Below are 17,890 nucleotides of genomic sequence, written 5' to 3' on the forward strand. Positions count from 1 at the left end.
ATTTTCAATCGATCAAGGCAAAATGCGGTTATGTCATCTCGGACATCTTGCGGGCCTCGTTCAGCAGGGCTTGCAATGTTGGCGTGTGCGGCTCTCGGTAGGGGGCGACCAGTCCCACACTGGGGCTGAGGGTCGTTCCCGACAACTTTATAAGTTGTAACCCTTTGCCTTTGATCAGGAAATTGGCAATTTCTGACGGCACGATCGTCAGCCATTCACCACCTTCGACATTTGCCACCAGCGCGATCAGGGAATCGGATTCGATCCAGGCATCCGGCGTCGCACCGGCCTCGCGAAAGTGCCTGTTGATGATCCGCCTGTTCTGGTTTTCGGGCGTCAGCAGGCCCAGTTTCTCGCCTTCCAGTTCCTTCCAGCCGACGGCGGTCCGGCCTGCGAATTTCGAATGCTCGCTGCATACCAGCATGAAATGTTCGCGGTAGAGCGGCTCCGTGCTGACCCGCCCGGTCGGTTCGTTGTCGAGATAGGTAATCCCCGCATCGACATCGAGATTCTCCAACATTGATAAAATCTCGATGGACGTGCGCGACAACAGCGTGAAGCGAACCTTGGGGTGAATCTTGCTGAATCGCGCACTCAGTCCGGCGGCCCATGTCAGCGCGGTCGGGATGACAGCAATCCGCAATTGCCCGGCTAGCCCGTGTTTCTTTGCGCGCATCTCGTCCTTGAGCTGGCGCGCATCACCGACAATGCGGCGCGCCCAGACCAGCGCGCTTTGCCCCTCGGGTGTCAGCCCGCCATAGCGCGACCCGCGAAACACCAGTTTGACACCCAACTGCCCCTCAAGCTGTTTGATCCCGGTGGACAGCGTCGGCTGCGTTATCCCAAGACTCTGGGCGGCCTGACCAAAATGTTGGGTTTTGGCGAGGGCGATAAACATGTTCAATTTGTCGAGCATCCGAATAAATTGTCGAATTATCTGGATTTTACAATCGGGAAATGCGCGCTTGATAGCGATCATCAATCGGCAGGCCCGGGCGGGCGCCCCCATACCCTCTGCGGTGGATGGTTGGCGCAGCAGGACAACGCCCAAGACAGCCAGCAGAACAGACCCGAAATTGTCTCAAGTGTTTTGTTGAAAGGGCCTTTGCCCCCCATCGCTGCACCTTCACACAAAATTTTTTTCACATCTCTTGACAGCATTTTGGCCCATTCCCAGATGATCGGATGCGGGATGCCGATTGAGGGTCCCGGAGATGATGGCAAAAGCGAAATGCGTGTGCAGATGTGCAGCACATAAGCCCCGTCATCGACCGCAAGGTGCACAGAGTGGCCTTGCGCATCGAGATACGTGGTCGCCGCGCGGCTTCGCGCCGAACAATCTCCGAACCTCCATCCCTTCGTGACATTCCCGCCTGGTACTTGTCCGCGCCTCGGCACGGACACCTGTTGTGGTGAAACCTGGAAAAGGAGGAAACAATGCTGAACTATGGACAGTCCGGGAGTCAGTGGGACCCGTTCGCCGAGCTGCGCCAACTGCAAACGCAGATGAACCGCATGTTCGATACCGGGTCGCGCAGCAGCCGGGACGGCAGCTGGCCACCCGTCAACATGTGGCTGGGCGATGACAGCGTCGTCGTCACCGCCGAGATGCCCGGCGTCGCGCAGGACGATATCGACCTGACAGTGCGCGACAACATGGTGACCATCGCAGGCAAGCGCAATCCGCCCACCGATGACGAAACCGCCGCGCGGCACCGCCGCGAACGCCCCTTGGGTGAATTTTCGCGCTCGATCCGCCTGCCGCTGCGTGTCGACCCCGACAAGGTCGAAGCGCGGGCAAGAAACGGCGTGTTGGAGATCGAGATGGGCCGCCCGGATGAGGAACGCCCCCGCAAGATCAAGGTCAAGTCAAACTGAGGAGTGGAGAGGAAAGGAGCAAAGACCATGGCGAACGAGTTGAAGAAAACCGGCGGCGAGGTCGCCCGGACCGACAGCGAAGACACGCGCGAAACCGGCCCCTTCTACCGCCCCGCGACTGATATCATCGAGAAGGGCGACAAGGTGACGGTGGTCATCGACATGCCGGGCGTTGCCCCCGAGAACGTCGATGTCTCGGTCGAGAACCGGTCGCTGACTGTGCGCGGCACGATCGACACGCCAGCACCCGAGGGCTACCGGCGCGTCTATGCCGAATACGCGCCCGGCACCTTCGAGCGGGCCTTCAGCCTGCCCGAGACGATTGATGCCGACAAGATCGACGCCACCCTTCGCGACGGCGTGCTGACACTCTCGCTCAGCAAGAGCGAAGCCGCCAAACCGAAACAGATCGAGGTCAAGGCCGCCTAAGCGGCCCTGTCCAGCCAAAGAAAAGGAGGAAAGAGCAATGGTATTCACGGATCTCATCCCCTGGGGCCGGGACCGCAACCGCGTCCCCGAGCGCAGAAGCGAAGACACCAACCCCATGGTGTCGCTCCAGCGCGATCTGAACCGCGTGTTCGAGGATTTCTGGAGGCATTTCGACGACCCGTTCGGGGCCACCCTGGCGGCGGGCACGCCACGCACCGACATCTCGGAAACCGATGATGCAATGCTGGTGTCGGTGGACCTGCCCGGCCTTGATGACAAGGATATCGAGGTAAACGTCACCGACGACATGCTGACGATCCGCGGTGAACGTGAGGAAAAAACCGACGCTGGCGGTTTCAGTTCGCAATCGCGGCGCAGCTTCCACCGGATGATCCCGGTGCCGCCGGGCGTTGACCCCGAGAAATCCGAGGCCGAATTCAAGCGCGGCGTGCTGACCGTGACGCTGCCCAAGACCGAAGAGGCCAAGGCGCGGGTGAAACGGATCAGCGTGAAATCCGCCTGACCCTTGGGGGCGGGCCTCGCGGCCCGCTCCAAACCCCCGAGGGCCGGACAAAGCCCTCATTCAGCAGGTTGATTTGCAGCGAAGGAGGTATGTTTGAGATGAGAGGACACAACCGCCCCCCCTTCCGGCCGAAACTGCCCGGCACCGATATGACTTCGGCAGATGCGCCCACGGCGATCATCTATCGCCCGTCGCGCAGCCCGGTGCAGTCAGGGCCGCGCCCACGCCACTGGATCTTGGAATTCGAGCCCGCGGCACCGTCCGAAATCGAGCCGCTCATGGGCTGGACCGCGACCCGCGATCCCTATCGGCCGATCCGGCTCAGCTTTCCCGATTGCGAAAGCGCCATCAAGTATGCCGAGCGGAATGACTGGAACTACGTCATTCGCGGCGAGGGGAAAAGCAAGCCCCGCATGTCACTGGAACCAAAGTCTCGCCCGCATGAAAGCCTTGATGAACCACAGCCGCGCGGCAGGGTCGAGGCGAGGATGAACCACGCAGAGAGTGGCGACATCGACCCGGTGGAACTGGCATCGCTTGCGTCCTTCCCAGCCTCCGATCCTCCGGTCTGGACCGGAACCACCCTGGCAGCACGCTGAATTCGGGCGCGCGGGATCCGGCCCGACCGGGCACGCACCTGAGACACAGGCCGAAATCGGTGGCGCCGCCCTGAACACAAGGGGGCAGGATAGAGGCGTGTTTTGTCGCAAATCGCTCACCTGATCGGCTAGCGCCGCGGCGCTGGCCACCATTTGAATTGGTTTCAAGGAAACGGAAGATGACTACTCTTGTTTCTAGACTTGGCTACACATTGGTGGCGCTTTGCGTTTTTTCGCTGACATTCGCAGCGCCAGCCGCCTCACAGACGGCCGATCACCCGCTCTTTCGCAATGACAATGGGTTGCCCACACTGGCACCGCTTCTGGCCGAAGTCACACCGGCTGTGGTCAACATCTCTGTCGAAAGCCGCCAGACGGCCGAGATGAACCCGCTATTCAACGATCCCTTCTTCCGGCGGTTCTTTGACATGCCGCCGATGCCGCAAACCCCCATGCCGCGCCAGATGAGCGCGGGGTCCGGCGTGATCGTCGATGCGAACAAGGGCTATGTGCTGACCAACCATCACGTGATCGAGAACGGCGACCGGATCGTTGTCACCCTCAAGGATCGTCGCCAGTTCGATGCAGAGCTCATCGGCAGTGACCCCGGAACCGATATCGCGCTGTTGCGCATCAAGGCGCGGGACATTTCGGCGCTGGAGCTTGGCGACAGCGACCAGTTGCTCGTCGGAGACTACGTGCTCGCCATCGGCAACCCGTTCGGCCTCGGGCAGACCGTGACCTCTGGCATCGTCAGCGCCTTGGGGCGCAGCGGAATCAATGTCGATGGCTACGAGGATTTCATCCAGACCGATGCGTCGATCAACCCCGGCAATTCGGGCGGGGCACTGATCACGCTTGACGGGCGGCTCATCGGCATCAACACCGCGATCATCGCACCATCCGGCGGCAACGTGGGGATAGGCTTTTCCGTGCCGTCCAACATGGCACAGGCCGTCATGGACCAGCTTATCGAGTTTGGCGAAGTGCGCAGGGGGCGCCTTGGCGTGATGATACAGGATTTCACCCCCGATCTGGCTGACGCATTGGGCGTCAAGGCCGGCGATGGCGCAGTGGTCACGCAAGTCGAACCCGACAGCGCCGCCGAGGAGGCCGGATTGGAACCGGGCGATCTGATCGTCGCCGTCGATGGCCGCCCCGTCGCGGGCTCCGCCGATCTGCGCAGCCAGATCGGGCTGAAACGGATCGGCAGCAAGGTCAAGTTGCAGGTCAAACGTGACGGCAAGGAGCTGACGCTGAAGGCAACCCTGCGCGAGGGCGGGCTGATCGCCGCGAGGACGGGCGAGCGCGCATTCGACCGCCTCTCGGGGGCAGAGCTGCGCGATCTGCAACCAGCCGATCCGTACTACGGCACCCTGTCCGGCGTCGTGGTTGCGCGGCTCGACCCCGGCAGCCGGGCGGCGCGTTCAGGGTTGGAAGCAGGCGACATCATCCTGGCCGTCAACCGCGTACCGATATCCTCGGTTGCGGACCTGCGTCAGCAACTGGCGGGTGTTGATGGGGCGCTTGCCCTGACCGTTCAACGTGGCTCCGCGCGCCTCTTTCTGGTCATGCGCTGATTGCCGCGCCTTTCTGGAGATTGAAAAAGGAGGGTCATATGTCCGAGATTCAGAAAAATACGGAATGCAAAACTGACACCGAAGACATCGTCGAGGAGAGTACGAAATCCGGGACGGTGCCGGAAGCGACCGATGACATCGCCGGTGACAACACCACGAAATCCGAGGCGGCGCCGGAGGTGACCGATGACAGCCCCGACGACACCACAAAACCCGACGCGGCGCCGGAAGCGACCGGTGACACCACGGACAGCGGGGCGGAGCCCGAGGCCGAGGAAAAGAATCTGGAGGCCGAAGTCGCGCGCCTGACCGACAAGTGGAAGCGCGCGCTCGCAGACGCGGAAAACGCGCGCAAGGCTGCGAGAGCTTCTCATGCCGAAGGGCGCGAGAACGGCATCGCGGTAGCGGTGGCGGCCATCGCGCCTGCCCTTGACGCGCTGTCGCTCGGGATTGAAGCCGCGCGGAACAGCCCGGATGCAGAAGACCCAAGAATCGTTTCGCATCTGGAAGGTCTGTGCAGTATTCGGTCCGCCTTCGAGACCGGCCTCAAGGCCCTCGGCGTCAGAACAATCGCGCCCGAGAATACGCCCTTCGATCCGGCCCTGCACGAGGCGTTACAGATGCAGGAAACCGACCAGACCAAACCCGGTCAGGTCATGGTTCTGCATCGTCCCGGCTTTGCCATCGGTCAGCGCCTGATCCGGCCCGCCCAAGTGACCGTGAGTGCGGCGCCTAGCAAAGCGGAGGAGGAATAAGCAATGCTGCGCCTTGGCCTCTATCTTGCTGCGAACCTCGCCATCCTTGCCGTTCTGTCGGTTTCGTTCCGGCTGCTCGGCATCGACAGCCTGCTGCAAGCCAACGGCGTCGATCTCGATCTGACGGCGCTGCTGGTTTTCTCCGCGGCGATCGGTTTTGTCGGGTCGCTGACCTCGCTTTTCCTGTCAAAGACGATGGCGAAGGCCGCGATGGGCGTTCGGGTCATCACCGCGCCGCGCACGCCAAGCGAACGCTGGCTGGTCGATACGGTCCATGCCCAAGCCGACCGCGCGGGGATCGGACGGCCCGAGGTCGGCATCTTCGATCATCCCTCACCCAACGCTTTCGCAACCGGGTGGAACCGCGACGAAGCCCTGATCGCCGTCAGCACCGGCCTTCTGCAGCATATGGCGCGCGGCGAGGTTGAGGCCGTCCTGGCGCATGAGGTCAGCCATGCGGCCAATGGGGACATGGTCACGCTTGCGCTGATCCAGGGCGTCGTGAACACCTTCGTCATCTTCCTGTCCCGCCTCGTGGGGCTGCTCTTTGACCGTCTGGTACTGCGGATCGAACGCGGTTTCGGCCCCGGTTTCTGGTTCGTGTCCCTGATCGCTGAACTGGTCCTTGGCGTGCTGGCGATGGCCATTGTCATGTGGTTCTCGCGCTGGCGGGAATACCGGGCCGATGCGGGCGGAGCCAGGCTGGCCGGGCGAGGCAACATGATCGCCGCGCTGGAACGGTTGAAACAGGCCCGCAACGCGCCGCCCCTGCCCGAAGAAATGCGCGCCTTCGCGATCACCGCCGGGCGGGTGCAGGCCCTGTTTGCCAGCCATCCCCCGCTTGAGAGCAGGATTGCCAAGCTCAAGGCAGGCAACACCCAGCCACGCGTGTCGCAAAGGAAGGTCGGCTTCATTTCGTAAAGCAGCGCACTGACCGCCCTGCCGATCAGACGCGCGCCGCCGGGAGACGATACTGCCGTTTGTTTTCTGCCCCTCACCTTTCTAAAGTGAAGGCCGGAAGAGGAACAAAATGCGCAGGCCGCTGGCGATACTTATTTTTCTGGGCTTCACGGCGCTGCTCTCGGGCGGGGCGTGGTGGCTGGGCTATCGCACCAGTCTGGCGCAGGTCGCAGAGCGCGGCGCGGCGGATCTGCGGCTGGCGGCGGATCGGTTGGAGGGGCAACTGGCGCGTTACCGGCTGATCGCCGTGCGGCTGGCGGATCACCCCGATGTGGTCGCCCTGTCCCGCACTGGCGACGCGGCGGGCATCGAGGCGCTGTTTCTCAGCGTGGCCGATCAAAGCGGCGCGTTCGAGGTGGCCTATTTCGCCGCGGACGGCCAAGTCATCGCAACATCCAGCGACGGCCCGCCCATGGCCTATTCCGGCGACGAGACAGCCTTTGCCCGCGCCATGACCGGCGCGCTCGGCATGGATCACGGGCGCGCAGCGGATCAAAGAACACGCACCTTCACCTTCATGGCGCCGGTCTTTGCGGACAAGCACCCGCAGGGCGCGATCGCGGTGCGCGTGGACATGGAGGCGGTCGAGGAAAGCGATTGGCGCGGTGCGCCGCAGGTCGTCTTCTTTACCGATGCTCAGAACCAGATTTTCGTCACCAACCGCTCCGAGCTGCTGTTTCGCAGCGTCAACACCGGCAACCCGGCCGATTTCGCGCCGGAACGGATACGGCAGATCGGCGGAATCGCCATCTGGACCAGCGCCGCAGGCCCCTACGTGCCGCGTCGCGCGGTCTACCGCGAACAGCCCCTGCCGGTGATCGCGCTGACCGGGCGCGCGCTGATCAGCACCGCCCCGGCAGAGCGCATCGCGGGGCTTCAGGCCGCATTGGTCGCGGCACTCTGTCTGGCCTTCGGGGCGGTGCTGTTTCTGCTGCTGGAACGCCGCCGCGCGCTGGCGCTGGCCAATGCCGGGCTGGAACAGCGGGTGATGCGCCGCACGGCCGCACTGGCCACGGCCAACACCGCACTGCGCCACGAGGTGAGCGACCGCAAGGAGGCCGAGCACGCACTGCGCCGCGCGCAGGCCGATCTGGTGCAGGCGGCCAAGCTCAGCGCGCTGGGGCAGATGTCGGCGGGCATCAGCCACGAGTTGAACCAGCCGCTGATGGCGATCCGGTCATTTTCCGAGAACGCCACGCTGTTTCTCGACAAAGGGCGCACCGACGACGCGCGCGCCAATCTGGGCCGGATCGCGGACCTGTCGCGGCGCATGGCGCGGATCATCAAGAACCTGCGCGCCTTCGCCCGGCAAGAGAACGAACCGATGACAGAGGTGGATATCGTCGCGGTGATCGCCTCGGTGCTGGAGATGACCGAAAGCCGGTTGCGCGCCGAAGACGTCACGCTGGAATGGACGCCGCCAGCGGACATTCCCCTTGTTCACGGCGGCGAAGTGCGCCTGCAACAGGTGGTCCTGAACCTCGTGACCAATGCGCTCGACGCCATGGCAGGCCGCGCGGACAAGCGGCTGGAAATCACGGTCATCCCCGGCGCAGATCATGTCGAGGTCACGCTGCGCGATACCGGCCCCGGCCTTGATGACCCCGGCAAGATCTTTGATCCCTTCTACACCACCAAACAGGTCGGCGCGTCAGAAGAAGGAATGGGGCTGGGCCTGTCGATCTCCTACGGGCTGGTCCAGAGCTTTGGCGGCGCGATCCACGGGCGCAACCACCCGGACGGCGGCGCAATCTTTACCGTCCGACTGACCGCCACACCGGCCGCAGAGGTGGCAGCATGAACGGGCAGGTTCTGGTGGTCGATGACGATCTCGCAGTGCGCGAGGCGCTGGGCCAGACCCTGATGCTGGCCGATATGCAGGTGCAACTGGCCGGCAGCTACATCGAGGCCAAGGATCATATCAAACCGGGTTTTGCCGGTGTGGTGGTCAGCGATATCCGTATGCCGGGCAAGGATGGCTTTGCCCTTCTGGACCATGCCCAGGCGACCGACCCCGATCTGCCGGTGATCCTGCTGACCGGCGAGGGCGATATCCCGATGGCGGTGCGCGGCATGTCGGCGGGCGCCTTCAGCTTTCTCGAAAAACCATGCGACCCGCAGGACCTGATCACCGTGGTGCAAAAGGCGCTGCGCACGCGCGGTCTGGTGCTTGAGAACCGCGCACTGAAGCGGGCGCTCGACTCGGGCGATGCCGCCGCACGCATGTTGATAGGCCGCTCGAAGCTGGCCGAAGAGCTGCGCGCACGGGTCCGGGCGGTGGCGCGTACCAATTCCGAGGCGCTGATCACCGGCCCGCCCGGCGCGGGCAATGCCAAGGTGGCAGAGGTCATCCACCTGCTCTCCGCCGGCTCAAAACACCCGTTCGAGAAACGCGCCGCCGCCGCGCTGAACCCCGAAGGGCTGCAATCCGCGGTGGCGCGAGCCGTCGGCGGCACGCTTTTTATCGACGAAGTCACGGCGCTGTCTGCCGAAACCCAGTTTGCCCTGCTCGACGCGCTGGACTGCGGGCCGGGCCTGCGGGTGATCGCGGGCAGCTACCGCAATCTGGACGCCGAGGCGCATGACGGCCGGTTCAACCCGGACCTCTATTATCGCCTGGGCGTGATGCATGTGCGCATCCCGGCACTGCGCGAGCGCCCCGATGATATCCCCCTGCTCTTTCGCCATTTCCTGTCGCTGGCCTGCGAGCAGGCCAACCTGCCGGAACCCGAGGTCACGCCCGATGTCATTTCGCGGCTGATGGCGCAGGACTGGCCGGGCAATGCCCGCGCATTGATGAACGCGGCGATGCATTATGCGCTTGGCTTCGGCGGCACCGAGGCCGCTGTCGAGATGGGGCTGGCCGATCAGATGGCGGCAATCGAACGGTCGCTGCTCTGCGCCGCGCTGGAACGCCACATGGGCAACGCGACCGAAGCGGCGCGCGCGCTCAGACTTCCGCGCAAGACATTTTACGACAAACTGACGCGCCACGGGATCCGGGCAGAGCAATTTCGCTGAAGACTGTGCGGAATCCCGCACACTCGCGCGCCGAATCCGTGTGGATTCCCGCCCACCGGGTACAGCCGCGATAATTTCCCTGCCTCGAAATCCTGCCAACCGCCTGAAAAGCGGGCAATTCTCGCGCTTTCCGCTCCGGAACAGCTTTTTCTTGCGATCAACTTACCGGCAGTGTTTGCTATTTCGCGAGGGCGCCGATGGGGCGCCCCCACGACATTTTGCTATACTCAGCCTGGGAGGAACCACTATGAGATTCGTATCAGCAGTTGCCGCCGCCGCACTGGCGCTTGGCGCGACCGCGGGAACCGCATCAGCGGCCTGCGACGAAGGCGAGGTTGTCATCAAGTTCAGCCACGTCACCAACACCGACAAACACCCCAAGGGCATCGCCGCCTCGTTGCTGGAGCAACGCGTCAATGACGAGATGAACGGCAAGGCCTGCATGGAAGTGTTCCCCAACTCGACACTCTATGACGACAACAAGGTGCTTGAGGCATTGCTGCAAGGCGACGTGCAACTGGCCGCACCCTCGCTTTCGAAATTCGAGGCATTCACCAAGAAATACCGCCTCTTCGATCTGCCCTTCATGTTCAAGAACATCGACGCCGTCGATGCGTTCCAGGCCTCCGAAGCAGGCCAGAACATGAAGAACGCCATGCAGCGCCGCGGCCTTCAGGGTCTGGCCTTCTGGCATAACGGCATGAAGCAGATGTCGGCCAACAAACCCCTGATCGCGCCCAGCGATGCCAGTGGCCTGCGCTTCCGCGTCCAAAGCTCGGACGTGCTTGTGGCACAGATGGAGGCAATCGGCGGCATCCCGCAGAAGATGGCCTTTGCCGAAGTCTATGGCGCGTTGCAGCAGGGCGTCGTGGATGGTCAGGAAAACACCTGGTCGAACATCTACGGCAAGAAATTCTTCGAGGTGCAGGACGGCATCACCGAGACCAACCACGGCGTGATCGACTACATGGTCGTGACCTCGGTCGAATGGCTGGACAGCCTGGATGCGGATACCCGTGACCAGTTCCTGACCATCCTCGCGGAAGTGACCGAAACACGGAACTCCGAATCCTTCGCGGTCAACCAGGCGGCACGCCAGTCGGTCATCGACGCGGGCGGGGTCGTGCGCGAGCTTGACGCGGACCAGCGCCAGAAATGGGTCGACGTGATGAAGCCCGTCTGGGAACAGTTCGCCGATGACGTCGGTCAGGAAAACATCGACGCGGCGCAGGAAATTAACGCCGGCATGTAAGACGTGACAAACAGGGGCCCGGCGACAGCGCCGGGCTCCATCGCCCTTTGCAGGGCACGTGGGGAGGGAAAAATATGCATCCGAAACCGGGGCACAGCTTTGGCGACAAGATCGAGGAAAACCTGATCGCGTTTCTGCTGGGCGCAATGACCTTACTGACATTTGCCAACGTCGTGGCCCGCAAGGGTCTAAATTCCAGCATCCTGTGGGGGCTGGAACTGACGGTTTTCCTGTTCGGCTGGCTGGTTCTGCTGGGCGCGTCCTACGCGGTCAAGAAAAGCGCGCATCTGGGCGTCGATGTCATCATCAACATGGTGTCGCCCCCCGCGCGCCGGGTGCTGGGCCTGATCTCGGTCGCGGTCTGCATCGCCTTTTCGTTCCTGCTGCTCAAGGGCGCTTGGGATTACTGGGCCAATTTCGCCAACCTGCCCGCCACCGAGGGCCGCTGGTTCCCTCTGGGGTTCGAGGACAAGTTCCTGGCCAAAGGCTGGTACGAGGTGAATGACGTGCCGCTCCCCGGTATCCTGAAATGGATGGAAGACGCCTTCAACGAGGGCGAAGCCTATAACAAGATGCCCCGCATGATCCCCTATGTGGTGCTGCCCCTGTCGATGGCTTTGCTGATGTTCCGCTTCTGTCAGGCCGCCGTGCGGCTGTGGACCGGCAAGATCGACCGGTTGGTGGCCAGCCACGAGGCCGAGGATGACATTGACGAGATGCGCGCCCGGCAAGAGGAGACAGGCCAATGACCGTACTGCTCCTGTTTGTAATGGTCATCGGCCTGATGCTGATCGGTGTGCCGATCGCAGTCTCGCTCGGCATGTCGTCCATCCTTTTCCTGCTGTGGTTCTCGGACACGACGATGGCATCGGTGGCGCAGACCCTGTTTCAGGCGTTCGAGGGGCATTTCACCCTGCTCGCCATCCCGTTCTTCATCCTCGCCAGCAGCTTCATGTCCACGGGCGGCGTGGCCCAGCGGATCATCCGCTTTTCCATCGCCTGCGTCGGGCATCTGCGCGGCGGCCTCGCCATCGCGGGTGTTTTCGCCTGCATGATGTTCGCCGCGCTTTCAGGCTCGTCACCCGCCACCGTGGTCGCCATCGGGTCGATCGTCATCGCCGCGATGACACAGGCGGGCTATTCCAAGGAATTCGCCGCCGGCGTCATCTGTAACGCTGGCACGCTGGGCATCCTGATCCCGCCATCCATCGTGATGGTGGTCTACGCCGCCGCGGTCGAGGTGTCGGTGGGCCGGATGTTCCTTGCCGGCGTCATTCCGGGCCTCCTGGCCGGTCTCATGCTGATGATCGCGATCTACGTCATGGCCCGGGTCAAGAACATGCCCGCAGGCGAATGGCGCGGCTGGGGCGAAATCGGGGCATCGTTCCGCGATGCTGCCTGGGGGCTGTTGCTGATCGTGATCATCATGGTCGGCATCTACGGCATTCCGGGCGTCACCGGCGCGTTCTTCACCCCGACCGAGGCCGCCGCCGTGGCATCGGTCTACGCCTTCATCGTGGCGTGTTTCATCTACCGCGACATGGGGCCGCTGGCCGCGCGTGGCGGGCAGCCGCGCAAGAACATCCTGCAAGCCCCACATGCCATCGTCACGGCGTTTTTCCACCGCGATACGCGGCAAACGCTCTTTGACGCGGGCAAGCTGACGGTCACGCTGATGTTCGTGATCGCCAACGCGCTGATCCTCAAACACGTGCTGACCGAAGAGCAGATCCCGCAGATGGTGGCGGGCTCCATGCTCGCGGCGGGGTTCGGCCCGGTGATGTTCCTCATCGTGGTCAACGCGATCCTGCTGATCGGCGGTCAGTTCATGGAGCCTTCGGGCCTGCTGGTGATCGTCGCCCCACTGGTCTTCCCGATCGCGATCGAGCTGGGAATCGACCCAATCCATCTGGGCATCATCATGGTGGTGAACATGGAAATCGGGATGATCACCCCGCCCGTGGGCCTCAACCTCTTTGTCACGTCGGGCGTGGCAGGCATGCCGATGATGGCCGTGGTCCGGGCGGCGCTGCCGTTCCTGATGGTACTTTTCGTGTTCCTGATCATGGTCACCTATATCCCGTGGATATCGACCTTCCTGCCCAACATGTTGATGGGCCCCGAGATCATCACCAAGTAACCCCTGTTGCGGGCGCTCAGCGCGCCCGCACGTCCAGGTCTGCGGCGGTATCCACATCGCGCAGCGTGTCGACCAGCGCGATCCGCGCGCCGGGCAAGGTGGCGATACTGTCGCGCAGCGCATGTGCGCTCGACCAGCGGACATCCCCGTACAGGCCCGCAGGCACGGCGGCGCTGCGTTTCAGGCCGGTCAGCCAATAGCCGCCATCAGGTGCCGGGCCAAAGACCGCATCATGATCCCCCAGCGCAGCAAAGGCGCGACCGACATGCGCGCGGGTGACACCGGGAATATCGCCACCGATGATGCAGACCGGGCCGGGCGGCAGAGTGCGCATGATCCGCGCCATCCGGTCACCAAGATCGCCCTGACCCTGCGCCAGACGCGGCAAATGCGCGGGCCAGACACGGCTTTGCATCCCGGCGCGATCCGGCGACACGGCAAGGATGAGCTCCCAGCGCGGATCGGCCAACCGCCGCAGCAGGCGCGCGGTCTGGTGGCGAAACCACCACGCAGCGGACACCATGCCGATATCACGGCCCAGCCGGGTCTTGACCCGGCCCGGGCGTGGCTCTTTCAGCATGACAACGAGATACGCGCGTCTCACAAGCGGAGTGTCACGCAAAGTAGGCGCGCAGGATGCGGGTATAGATCGCCTTGAGCTGGCCAATCTGTTCCACGCTCACACGCTCGTCCACCTGGTGCATCGTCCGGCCTACCAAGCCGCATTCGACGACCGGGCAGTGATCCTTGACGAAACGCGCATCCGACGTGCCGCCCGAGGTCGACAGGACCGGACGCTGCCCGGTCTCGGCCTCAACCGCCTCCACGATCAGATCAGAAAACGCGCCCGGCGGAGTGACAAAGCTCTCGCCGGAGTTCCTGACCTGCATCTCGCCCGTCACGCCGAATTCGGCACAGACACCGTCCATCTCGGCTTGCAGCCATTGCGTGAGGGACGCGCCGCTATGGGCGTCGTTGTAGCGGATGTTCAGCGTCGCACGACAGCTCGCCGGGATCACGTTGGTGGCCGGGTTGCCGGTGTCGATGGTGACAACAGCCAGCGTCGAGGGATCGAAATGCGCGGTGCCCTCGTCCAACACATGCGACGACAGCCGATCCACCAGCCGCGCCATCGCCGGCAGCGGATTGCGTGCGCGGTGCGGATAGGCCGAATGGCCCTGCTCGCCGGTGATGCTGACATGCGCGTTCAGCGAGCCGCGCCGTCCGATCTTGATCATTTCGCCCATCGTATCCGGGCAGGTCGGCTCGCCCACCAGACAGACCGACATCGCCTCGCCCGCACCCTGCATCCAGTCCAGCAGCGCGATGGTGCCGTCCTGTGCATCGCCCTCCTCGTCGCCGGTGATCGCCAGGATCACGGCACCGTCGGGCGGCGTCTCGCGCACGAAATCAATTGCGGCGGCGGCAAAGGCGGCAACGCCCGATTTCATATCCGTCGCGCCACGCCCCCACAGATAGCCATCCCGGATCTCGGCCCCGAAGGGCGGCACGCTCCACGCCGCCTCGTCGCCCAGCGGCACCACGTCGGTATGCCCGTTAAAGCCAAATGTGCGCTCCGCCCCCTTGGCCCCCCAGCGGGCAAAAAGGTTGGGCACGCCGCCCCGGTCCACCCGCGTACAGGTGAACCCGGCAGGTTCCAGCAGCCCCTGCAAAAGGGTCAGCGCCCCGCCTTCTGCGGGGGTGACGGACGGGCAGCGCACCAGTGCTGCGGTCAGTTCGACGGGATCGGTGGGGGTGTTGTGCATCGGGTCTCTCGCAGGGCATTTCCGGCTGCCCTCCGGGTAGCGCAAATCGCGGCCCGTAGCAAACCCGCCGCACTCACGATCCCGCGTGCGGGCCTGCATGTGGATAAGTCTTAACAGCACGCAGAAAAATTGCTAAAAGCATTCTCAATAATAAAGTGACCCGAGGCAGGGCAACAGCAGCGGGGCCGCAAAAGGCCCCTGATCGAGCGGATCGCATCAGCGACCCACTAGGACAAGGCGGGAATTTTCCCGCCCGACTGCGTGTTTGCGCTGTCTCCGGCAACAGGGCTGGGGCAGGACATGGTTGCAGGCAAGGAATTACCAATCGACAGAAACGCCAGCGCGATAGAAATGGCGCAAGAGATGTTCGGGAGCGACACCCAGATCATCAGCGCGTCCTATACCGGGGACCGCGACAGTTCCGGCATCTATTCCGACGGCGATGCAATCTCCGGCGCAGTGACGCCCGGCGACACCGGCGTAATGTTCTCGACCGGCGACCTGCGCGGGTTTACCAACAACAACCGGTGGCAGTCGAACGAAAGCTCCAGCACAACGACCTCCTCCAGCGGCGAGAACGACAACGCGATGTTCAATGCTGCCGCCGGGGCGCGGACCTATGACGCGTCCTATATCGACGTGGATTTCGTCCCCGATGGCGACATGCTGTCGATGCAGTTCGTCTTTGCGTCAGAAGAATATCCCGAATACGCCATCGGCTCTTTCCAGGATTTCGTCGGCGTCTGGATCAACGGCACCCAGATCCATCTGAGCGTCGGCGACGGCGATGTTGACCCCAACAACCTGAACGCCGGGGTGAACCAGAACCTCTTTATCGACAACACCAGCGATCAGCACAACACCGAGATGGACGGCTTTACCGTCAACCTGACGCTGAAGATCCCGGTCATTGACGGCGTCGTCAACTCCATCCGGATCGGCATCGCCGATGTCACCGACAGCAATTACGATTCCACCCTGCTGATCGCGGGCGGCAGCATTCAGGGCAGCGTGGTCGTCAATGATGACGACTACCGCCTCGACCCGGACGGCTCGCGCACCGTTGACGTTCTGGACAATGACACGGCGCCCTCAGGCGGCAGCCTGACGATCACCCATATCAACGGTCAGGAAGTGTCACCGGGCGACACGGTTGTGCTCAACACCGGGCAATCGGTCACGCTGAACGCCGACGGCACGCTCACCATGAACGGTGACGGCGACACCGAAGAGTTCAACTTCACCTACACGGCCGAGTCGGACACCGGCATCAGCGATACCGGCTTCGTGCTGGTGGATTCAGTGCCCTGTTTCGTCGCCGGAACGATGATCGAAACCCCCGATGGCCCTGTCGCGGTTGAAACCCTGAAACCTGGCGATCTGGTGATGACCCGCGACGAAGGCGCCCAGCCTCTGCGCTGGATCGGCGAGCGCCGGGTGCCCGCAAAGGGCGAATTCGCGCCGATCTTCATCGCGCGCAACACTTTCGGCAAACATGGCGAACTCTTCCTGTCGCCACTGCACCGGGTGCTGATCCGCGATGCGCTGGCGGAACTCCTCTTTGGCGAGGCCGAGGTGCTGGTGGCGGCCCGGGATCTGGTCAATGACCGGTCGGTGCGCCAGATCGAGGGCGGTCTGGTGGATTACGTCCATATCCTCTTTGACCGGCATCAGGTGGTCTATTCCGAAGGGCTGGAAACCGAGAGCTTTCTGCCCGGCCCGCAAACCACCAGCAGTTTCGAAGCCGAGATCGTCGATGAAATCTGCACCCTTTTCCCCGAGATCGACCGCGAGACCGGCGCAGGCTACAGCCCGGCGGCGCGCCGCACGCTCAAACGCTACGAGGCTCAACTGCTGCTCGGCAGCGCGCAGCTGGTGGCCTGACCATGGGTTGGATCGGCATTTCCGACCATATGGGCGGGTGGTTCAACCGTGCCGGGCTCCCGGAGGCCGACAATCTGGACCCTTCGATCCCCCTTGATGCCATCGCGCCGCGTGGCACGTTGCTGATCGAAACCCACCTGTCACCCGAGGGACGCCCACAAACCCTGCTGCGCTTCGACCGCCCGCAACCCTGGTCGGGCGGGCTGTCGCTGCAGGTCATGCCCAGCGGCGGCATCGTTCTGGTCGAGGCGATGGGCAACGATGTCCGTCATGCCGCGCTGCCCCACGACCTCGACAGGCGCAGCGACGAAGTGCGCGTCCGCTACAGCTGGGACGCACCGCGCCGCTGGGGCCGCCTGTCGCTGGAGCATCTGGCCGCAGGGCGCATCCGCAGCCGCAGCCTGCAACCGCCTCATCCCATGCCGCTCGAAGATCTGCGGATGATCACCCGCTACCCCGCGCGGCGCGAAATGGATCCCGATGTCAGCTTTCTGGCGGTCTCCGATGAGGTCGAACCGATCGGCCCGATGCCGGGCCTGACCGCCGATGTCCCGATCGCAACGCCGCATGGCCCGGTCGCCGCCGCGCGGTTGCGGCGCGGCGACACGGTGCTGACCAGTACCGGCGACATCGTCCCCGTACTGCAAACCGTGTCCCAGACCGTGCCCGCCCGCGGCAGCCTGCGCCCGGTACGGCTGCGCGCGCCGTTCTTCGGGCTGGCGCATGACATCGTGCTGGCGCCGCATCAGCGGCTGGTGATCGATGGCAGCGAGGTCGAGTACATGTTCGGCGCCGAGGCCGTGCTGGTCCCCGCCCGACATCTGGTCAACGGCGTGTCGGCCTTCTATTCCGACGGCCCCGATCTGGTGACATATCACCACATCCTGCTGCCCGAACATGCGGCGGTCATCGCCGCCGGCTGCCCGGTCGAGAGCCTCTATATCGGCCGCTTGCGCCGCGATCCCGTCGCGCTGGCCGAAAGTGTCCTGCACGCGGCCCCGCGCCACCGCCTGCCCGAACATGCCAGCCCGGTCTGGCCGGTCCTGCGCCCGTTCGAGGCAGTCACCCTCGCCAAGCACCGCGCCGCCTGATGCGCGCCGCGT

18 protein-coding genes are annotated in these 17,890 nt (G+C 63.7%); 15 read left to right on the forward strand and 3 right to left on the reverse strand.

Annotation, left to right across the window (positions count from 1 at the left end; translation table 11 throughout):
• Positions 1-28: 28 nt before the first annotated feature.
• Entirely contained in the window at positions 29-916 is an 888-nt protein-coding gene (locus O3306_RS00535) for a LysR family transcriptional regulator (RefSeq protein ID WP_272001847.1), read from the reverse strand.
• Between O3306_RS00535 and O3306_RS00540 the strand changes: the two genes are divergently transcribed.
• The 13 genes from O3306_RS00540 (at position 869) to O3306_RS00600 (ending at position 13,137) form a co-directional block, all read left to right on the forward strand.
• Positions 869-1,258 (forward strand): hypothetical protein, encoded by a 390-nt coding sequence (locus O3306_RS00540; protein ID WP_272002839.1) that lies wholly within the window; start codon positions 869-871, stop codon positions 1,256-1,258. The genes O3306_RS00535 and O3306_RS00540 overlap by 48 nt on opposite strands.
• Positions 1,259-1,437: 179 nt before the next feature.
• Complete coding sequence (locus O3306_RS00545; protein ID WP_272001850.1) at positions 1,438-1,878, forward strand: Hsp20/alpha crystallin family protein; 441 nt, start codon at positions 1,438-1,440, stop codon at positions 1,876-1,878.
• A 27-nt stretch (positions 1,879-1,905) separates the two neighbouring features.
• Positions 1,906-2,307 carry an Hsp20/alpha crystallin family protein gene (locus O3306_RS00550; RefSeq protein ID WP_272001852.1) on the forward strand — a complete coding sequence of 134 codons (402 nt, stop codon included), beginning with the start codon at positions 1,906-1,908 and terminating at the stop codon, positions 2,305-2,307.
• Positions 2,308-2,344: 37 nt separating this feature from the next.
• Entirely contained in the window at positions 2,345-2,830 is a 486-nt protein-coding gene (locus tag O3306_RS00555) for an Hsp20/alpha crystallin family protein (protein ID WP_272001854.1), read from the forward strand.
• A 149-nt stretch (positions 2,831-2,979) separates the two neighbouring features.
• Entirely contained in the window at positions 2,980-3,429 is a 450-nt protein-coding gene (locus O3306_RS00560; protein WP_272001857.1) for an NADH dehydrogenase ubiquinone Fe-S protein 4, read from the forward strand.
• 179 nt (positions 3,430-3,608) lie between these two features.
• The gene (locus O3306_RS00565; protein ID WP_272001860.1) at positions 3,609-5,009 is read left to right on the forward strand and encodes a DegQ family serine endoprotease; all 1,401 of its coding nucleotides are present in this window, start codon (positions 3,609-3,611) and stop codon (positions 5,007-5,009) included.
• 38 nt (positions 5,010-5,047) lie between these two features.
• Positions 5,048-5,764 (forward strand): nucleotide exchange factor GrpE, encoded by a 717-nt coding sequence (locus tag O3306_RS00570; RefSeq protein WP_272001863.1) that lies wholly within the window; start codon positions 5,048-5,050, stop codon positions 5,762-5,764.
• Positions 5,765-5,767: 3 nt separating this feature from the next.
• Complete coding sequence (gene htpX, locus O3306_RS00575; RefSeq protein WP_272001866.1) at positions 5,768-6,685, forward strand: protease HtpX; 918 nt, start codon at positions 5,768-5,770, stop codon at positions 6,683-6,685.
• A gap of 109 nt (positions 6,686-6,794) precedes the next feature.
• Positions 6,795-8,525, forward strand: a complete 1,731-nt coding sequence (locus O3306_RS00580; protein WP_272001869.1) for a sensor histidine kinase — start codon at positions 6,795-6,797, stop codon at positions 8,523-8,525.
• A complete protein-coding gene (locus tag O3306_RS00585) occupies positions 8,522-9,745 on the forward strand; it encodes a sigma-54-dependent transcriptional regulator (protein ID WP_272001871.1) in 1,224 nt (407 codons plus the stop codon). The genes O3306_RS00580 and O3306_RS00585 overlap by 4 nt, the downstream gene beginning before the upstream one ends.
• 247 nt (positions 9,746-9,992) lie before the next feature.
• A complete protein-coding gene (locus O3306_RS00590) occupies positions 9,993-10,997 on the forward strand; it encodes a DctP family TRAP transporter solute-binding subunit (protein ID WP_272001873.1) in 1,005 nt (334 codons plus the stop codon).
• A gap of 74 nt (positions 10,998-11,071) precedes the next feature.
• Entirely contained in the window at positions 11,072-11,746 is a 675-nt protein-coding gene (locus O3306_RS00595; RefSeq protein WP_272001875.1) for a TRAP transporter small permease, read from the forward strand.
• Complete coding sequence (locus O3306_RS00600; protein ID WP_272001877.1) at positions 11,743-13,137, forward strand: TRAP transporter large permease; 1,395 nt, start codon at positions 11,743-11,745, stop codon at positions 13,135-13,137. Before O3306_RS00595 ends, O3306_RS00600 begins: the two co-directional genes overlap by 4 nt.
• A gap of 16 nt (positions 13,138-13,153) precedes the next feature.
• On the opposite strand, the gene O3306_RS00605 is transcribed toward O3306_RS00600, so the two are convergent.
• Both O3306_RS00605 and dapE read right to left on the reverse strand, forming a co-directional pair.
• Positions 13,154-13,717 carry a TIGR04282 family arsenosugar biosynthesis glycosyltransferase gene (locus O3306_RS00605; protein WP_272002802.1) on the reverse strand — a complete coding sequence of 188 codons (564 nt, stop codon included), beginning with the start codon at positions 13,715-13,717 and terminating at the stop codon, positions 13,154-13,156.
• A 34-nt stretch (positions 13,718-13,751) separates the two neighbouring features.
• Positions 13,752-14,903 carry a succinyl-diaminopimelate desuccinylase gene (gene dapE, locus O3306_RS00610; protein WP_272001878.1) on the reverse strand — a complete coding sequence of 384 codons (1,152 nt, stop codon included), beginning with the start codon at positions 14,901-14,903 and terminating at the stop codon, positions 13,752-13,754.
• A 300-nt stretch (positions 14,904-15,203) separates the two neighbouring features.
• Between dapE and O3306_RS00615 the strand changes: the two genes are divergently transcribed.
• Together O3306_RS00615 and O3306_RS00620 are read left to right on the forward strand one after the other, a co-directional pair.
• Positions 15,204-16,787, forward strand: a complete 1,584-nt coding sequence (locus tag O3306_RS00615; RefSeq protein WP_272002804.1) for a Hint domain-containing protein — start codon at positions 15,204-15,206, stop codon at positions 16,785-16,787.
• A gap of 2 nt (positions 16,788-16,789) precedes the next feature.
• Positions 16,790-17,878, forward strand: a complete 1,089-nt coding sequence (locus tag O3306_RS00620) for a Hint domain-containing protein (protein ID WP_272001881.1) — start codon at positions 16,790-16,792, stop codon at positions 17,876-17,878.
• Positions 17,879-17,890 lie beyond the last annotated feature (12 nt).

Source organism: Roseovarius sp. ZX-A-9, assembly GCF_028369135.1.
Classification (GTDB): Bacteria; Pseudomonadota; Alphaproteobacteria; order Rhodobacterales; family Rhodobacteraceae; genus Roseovarius.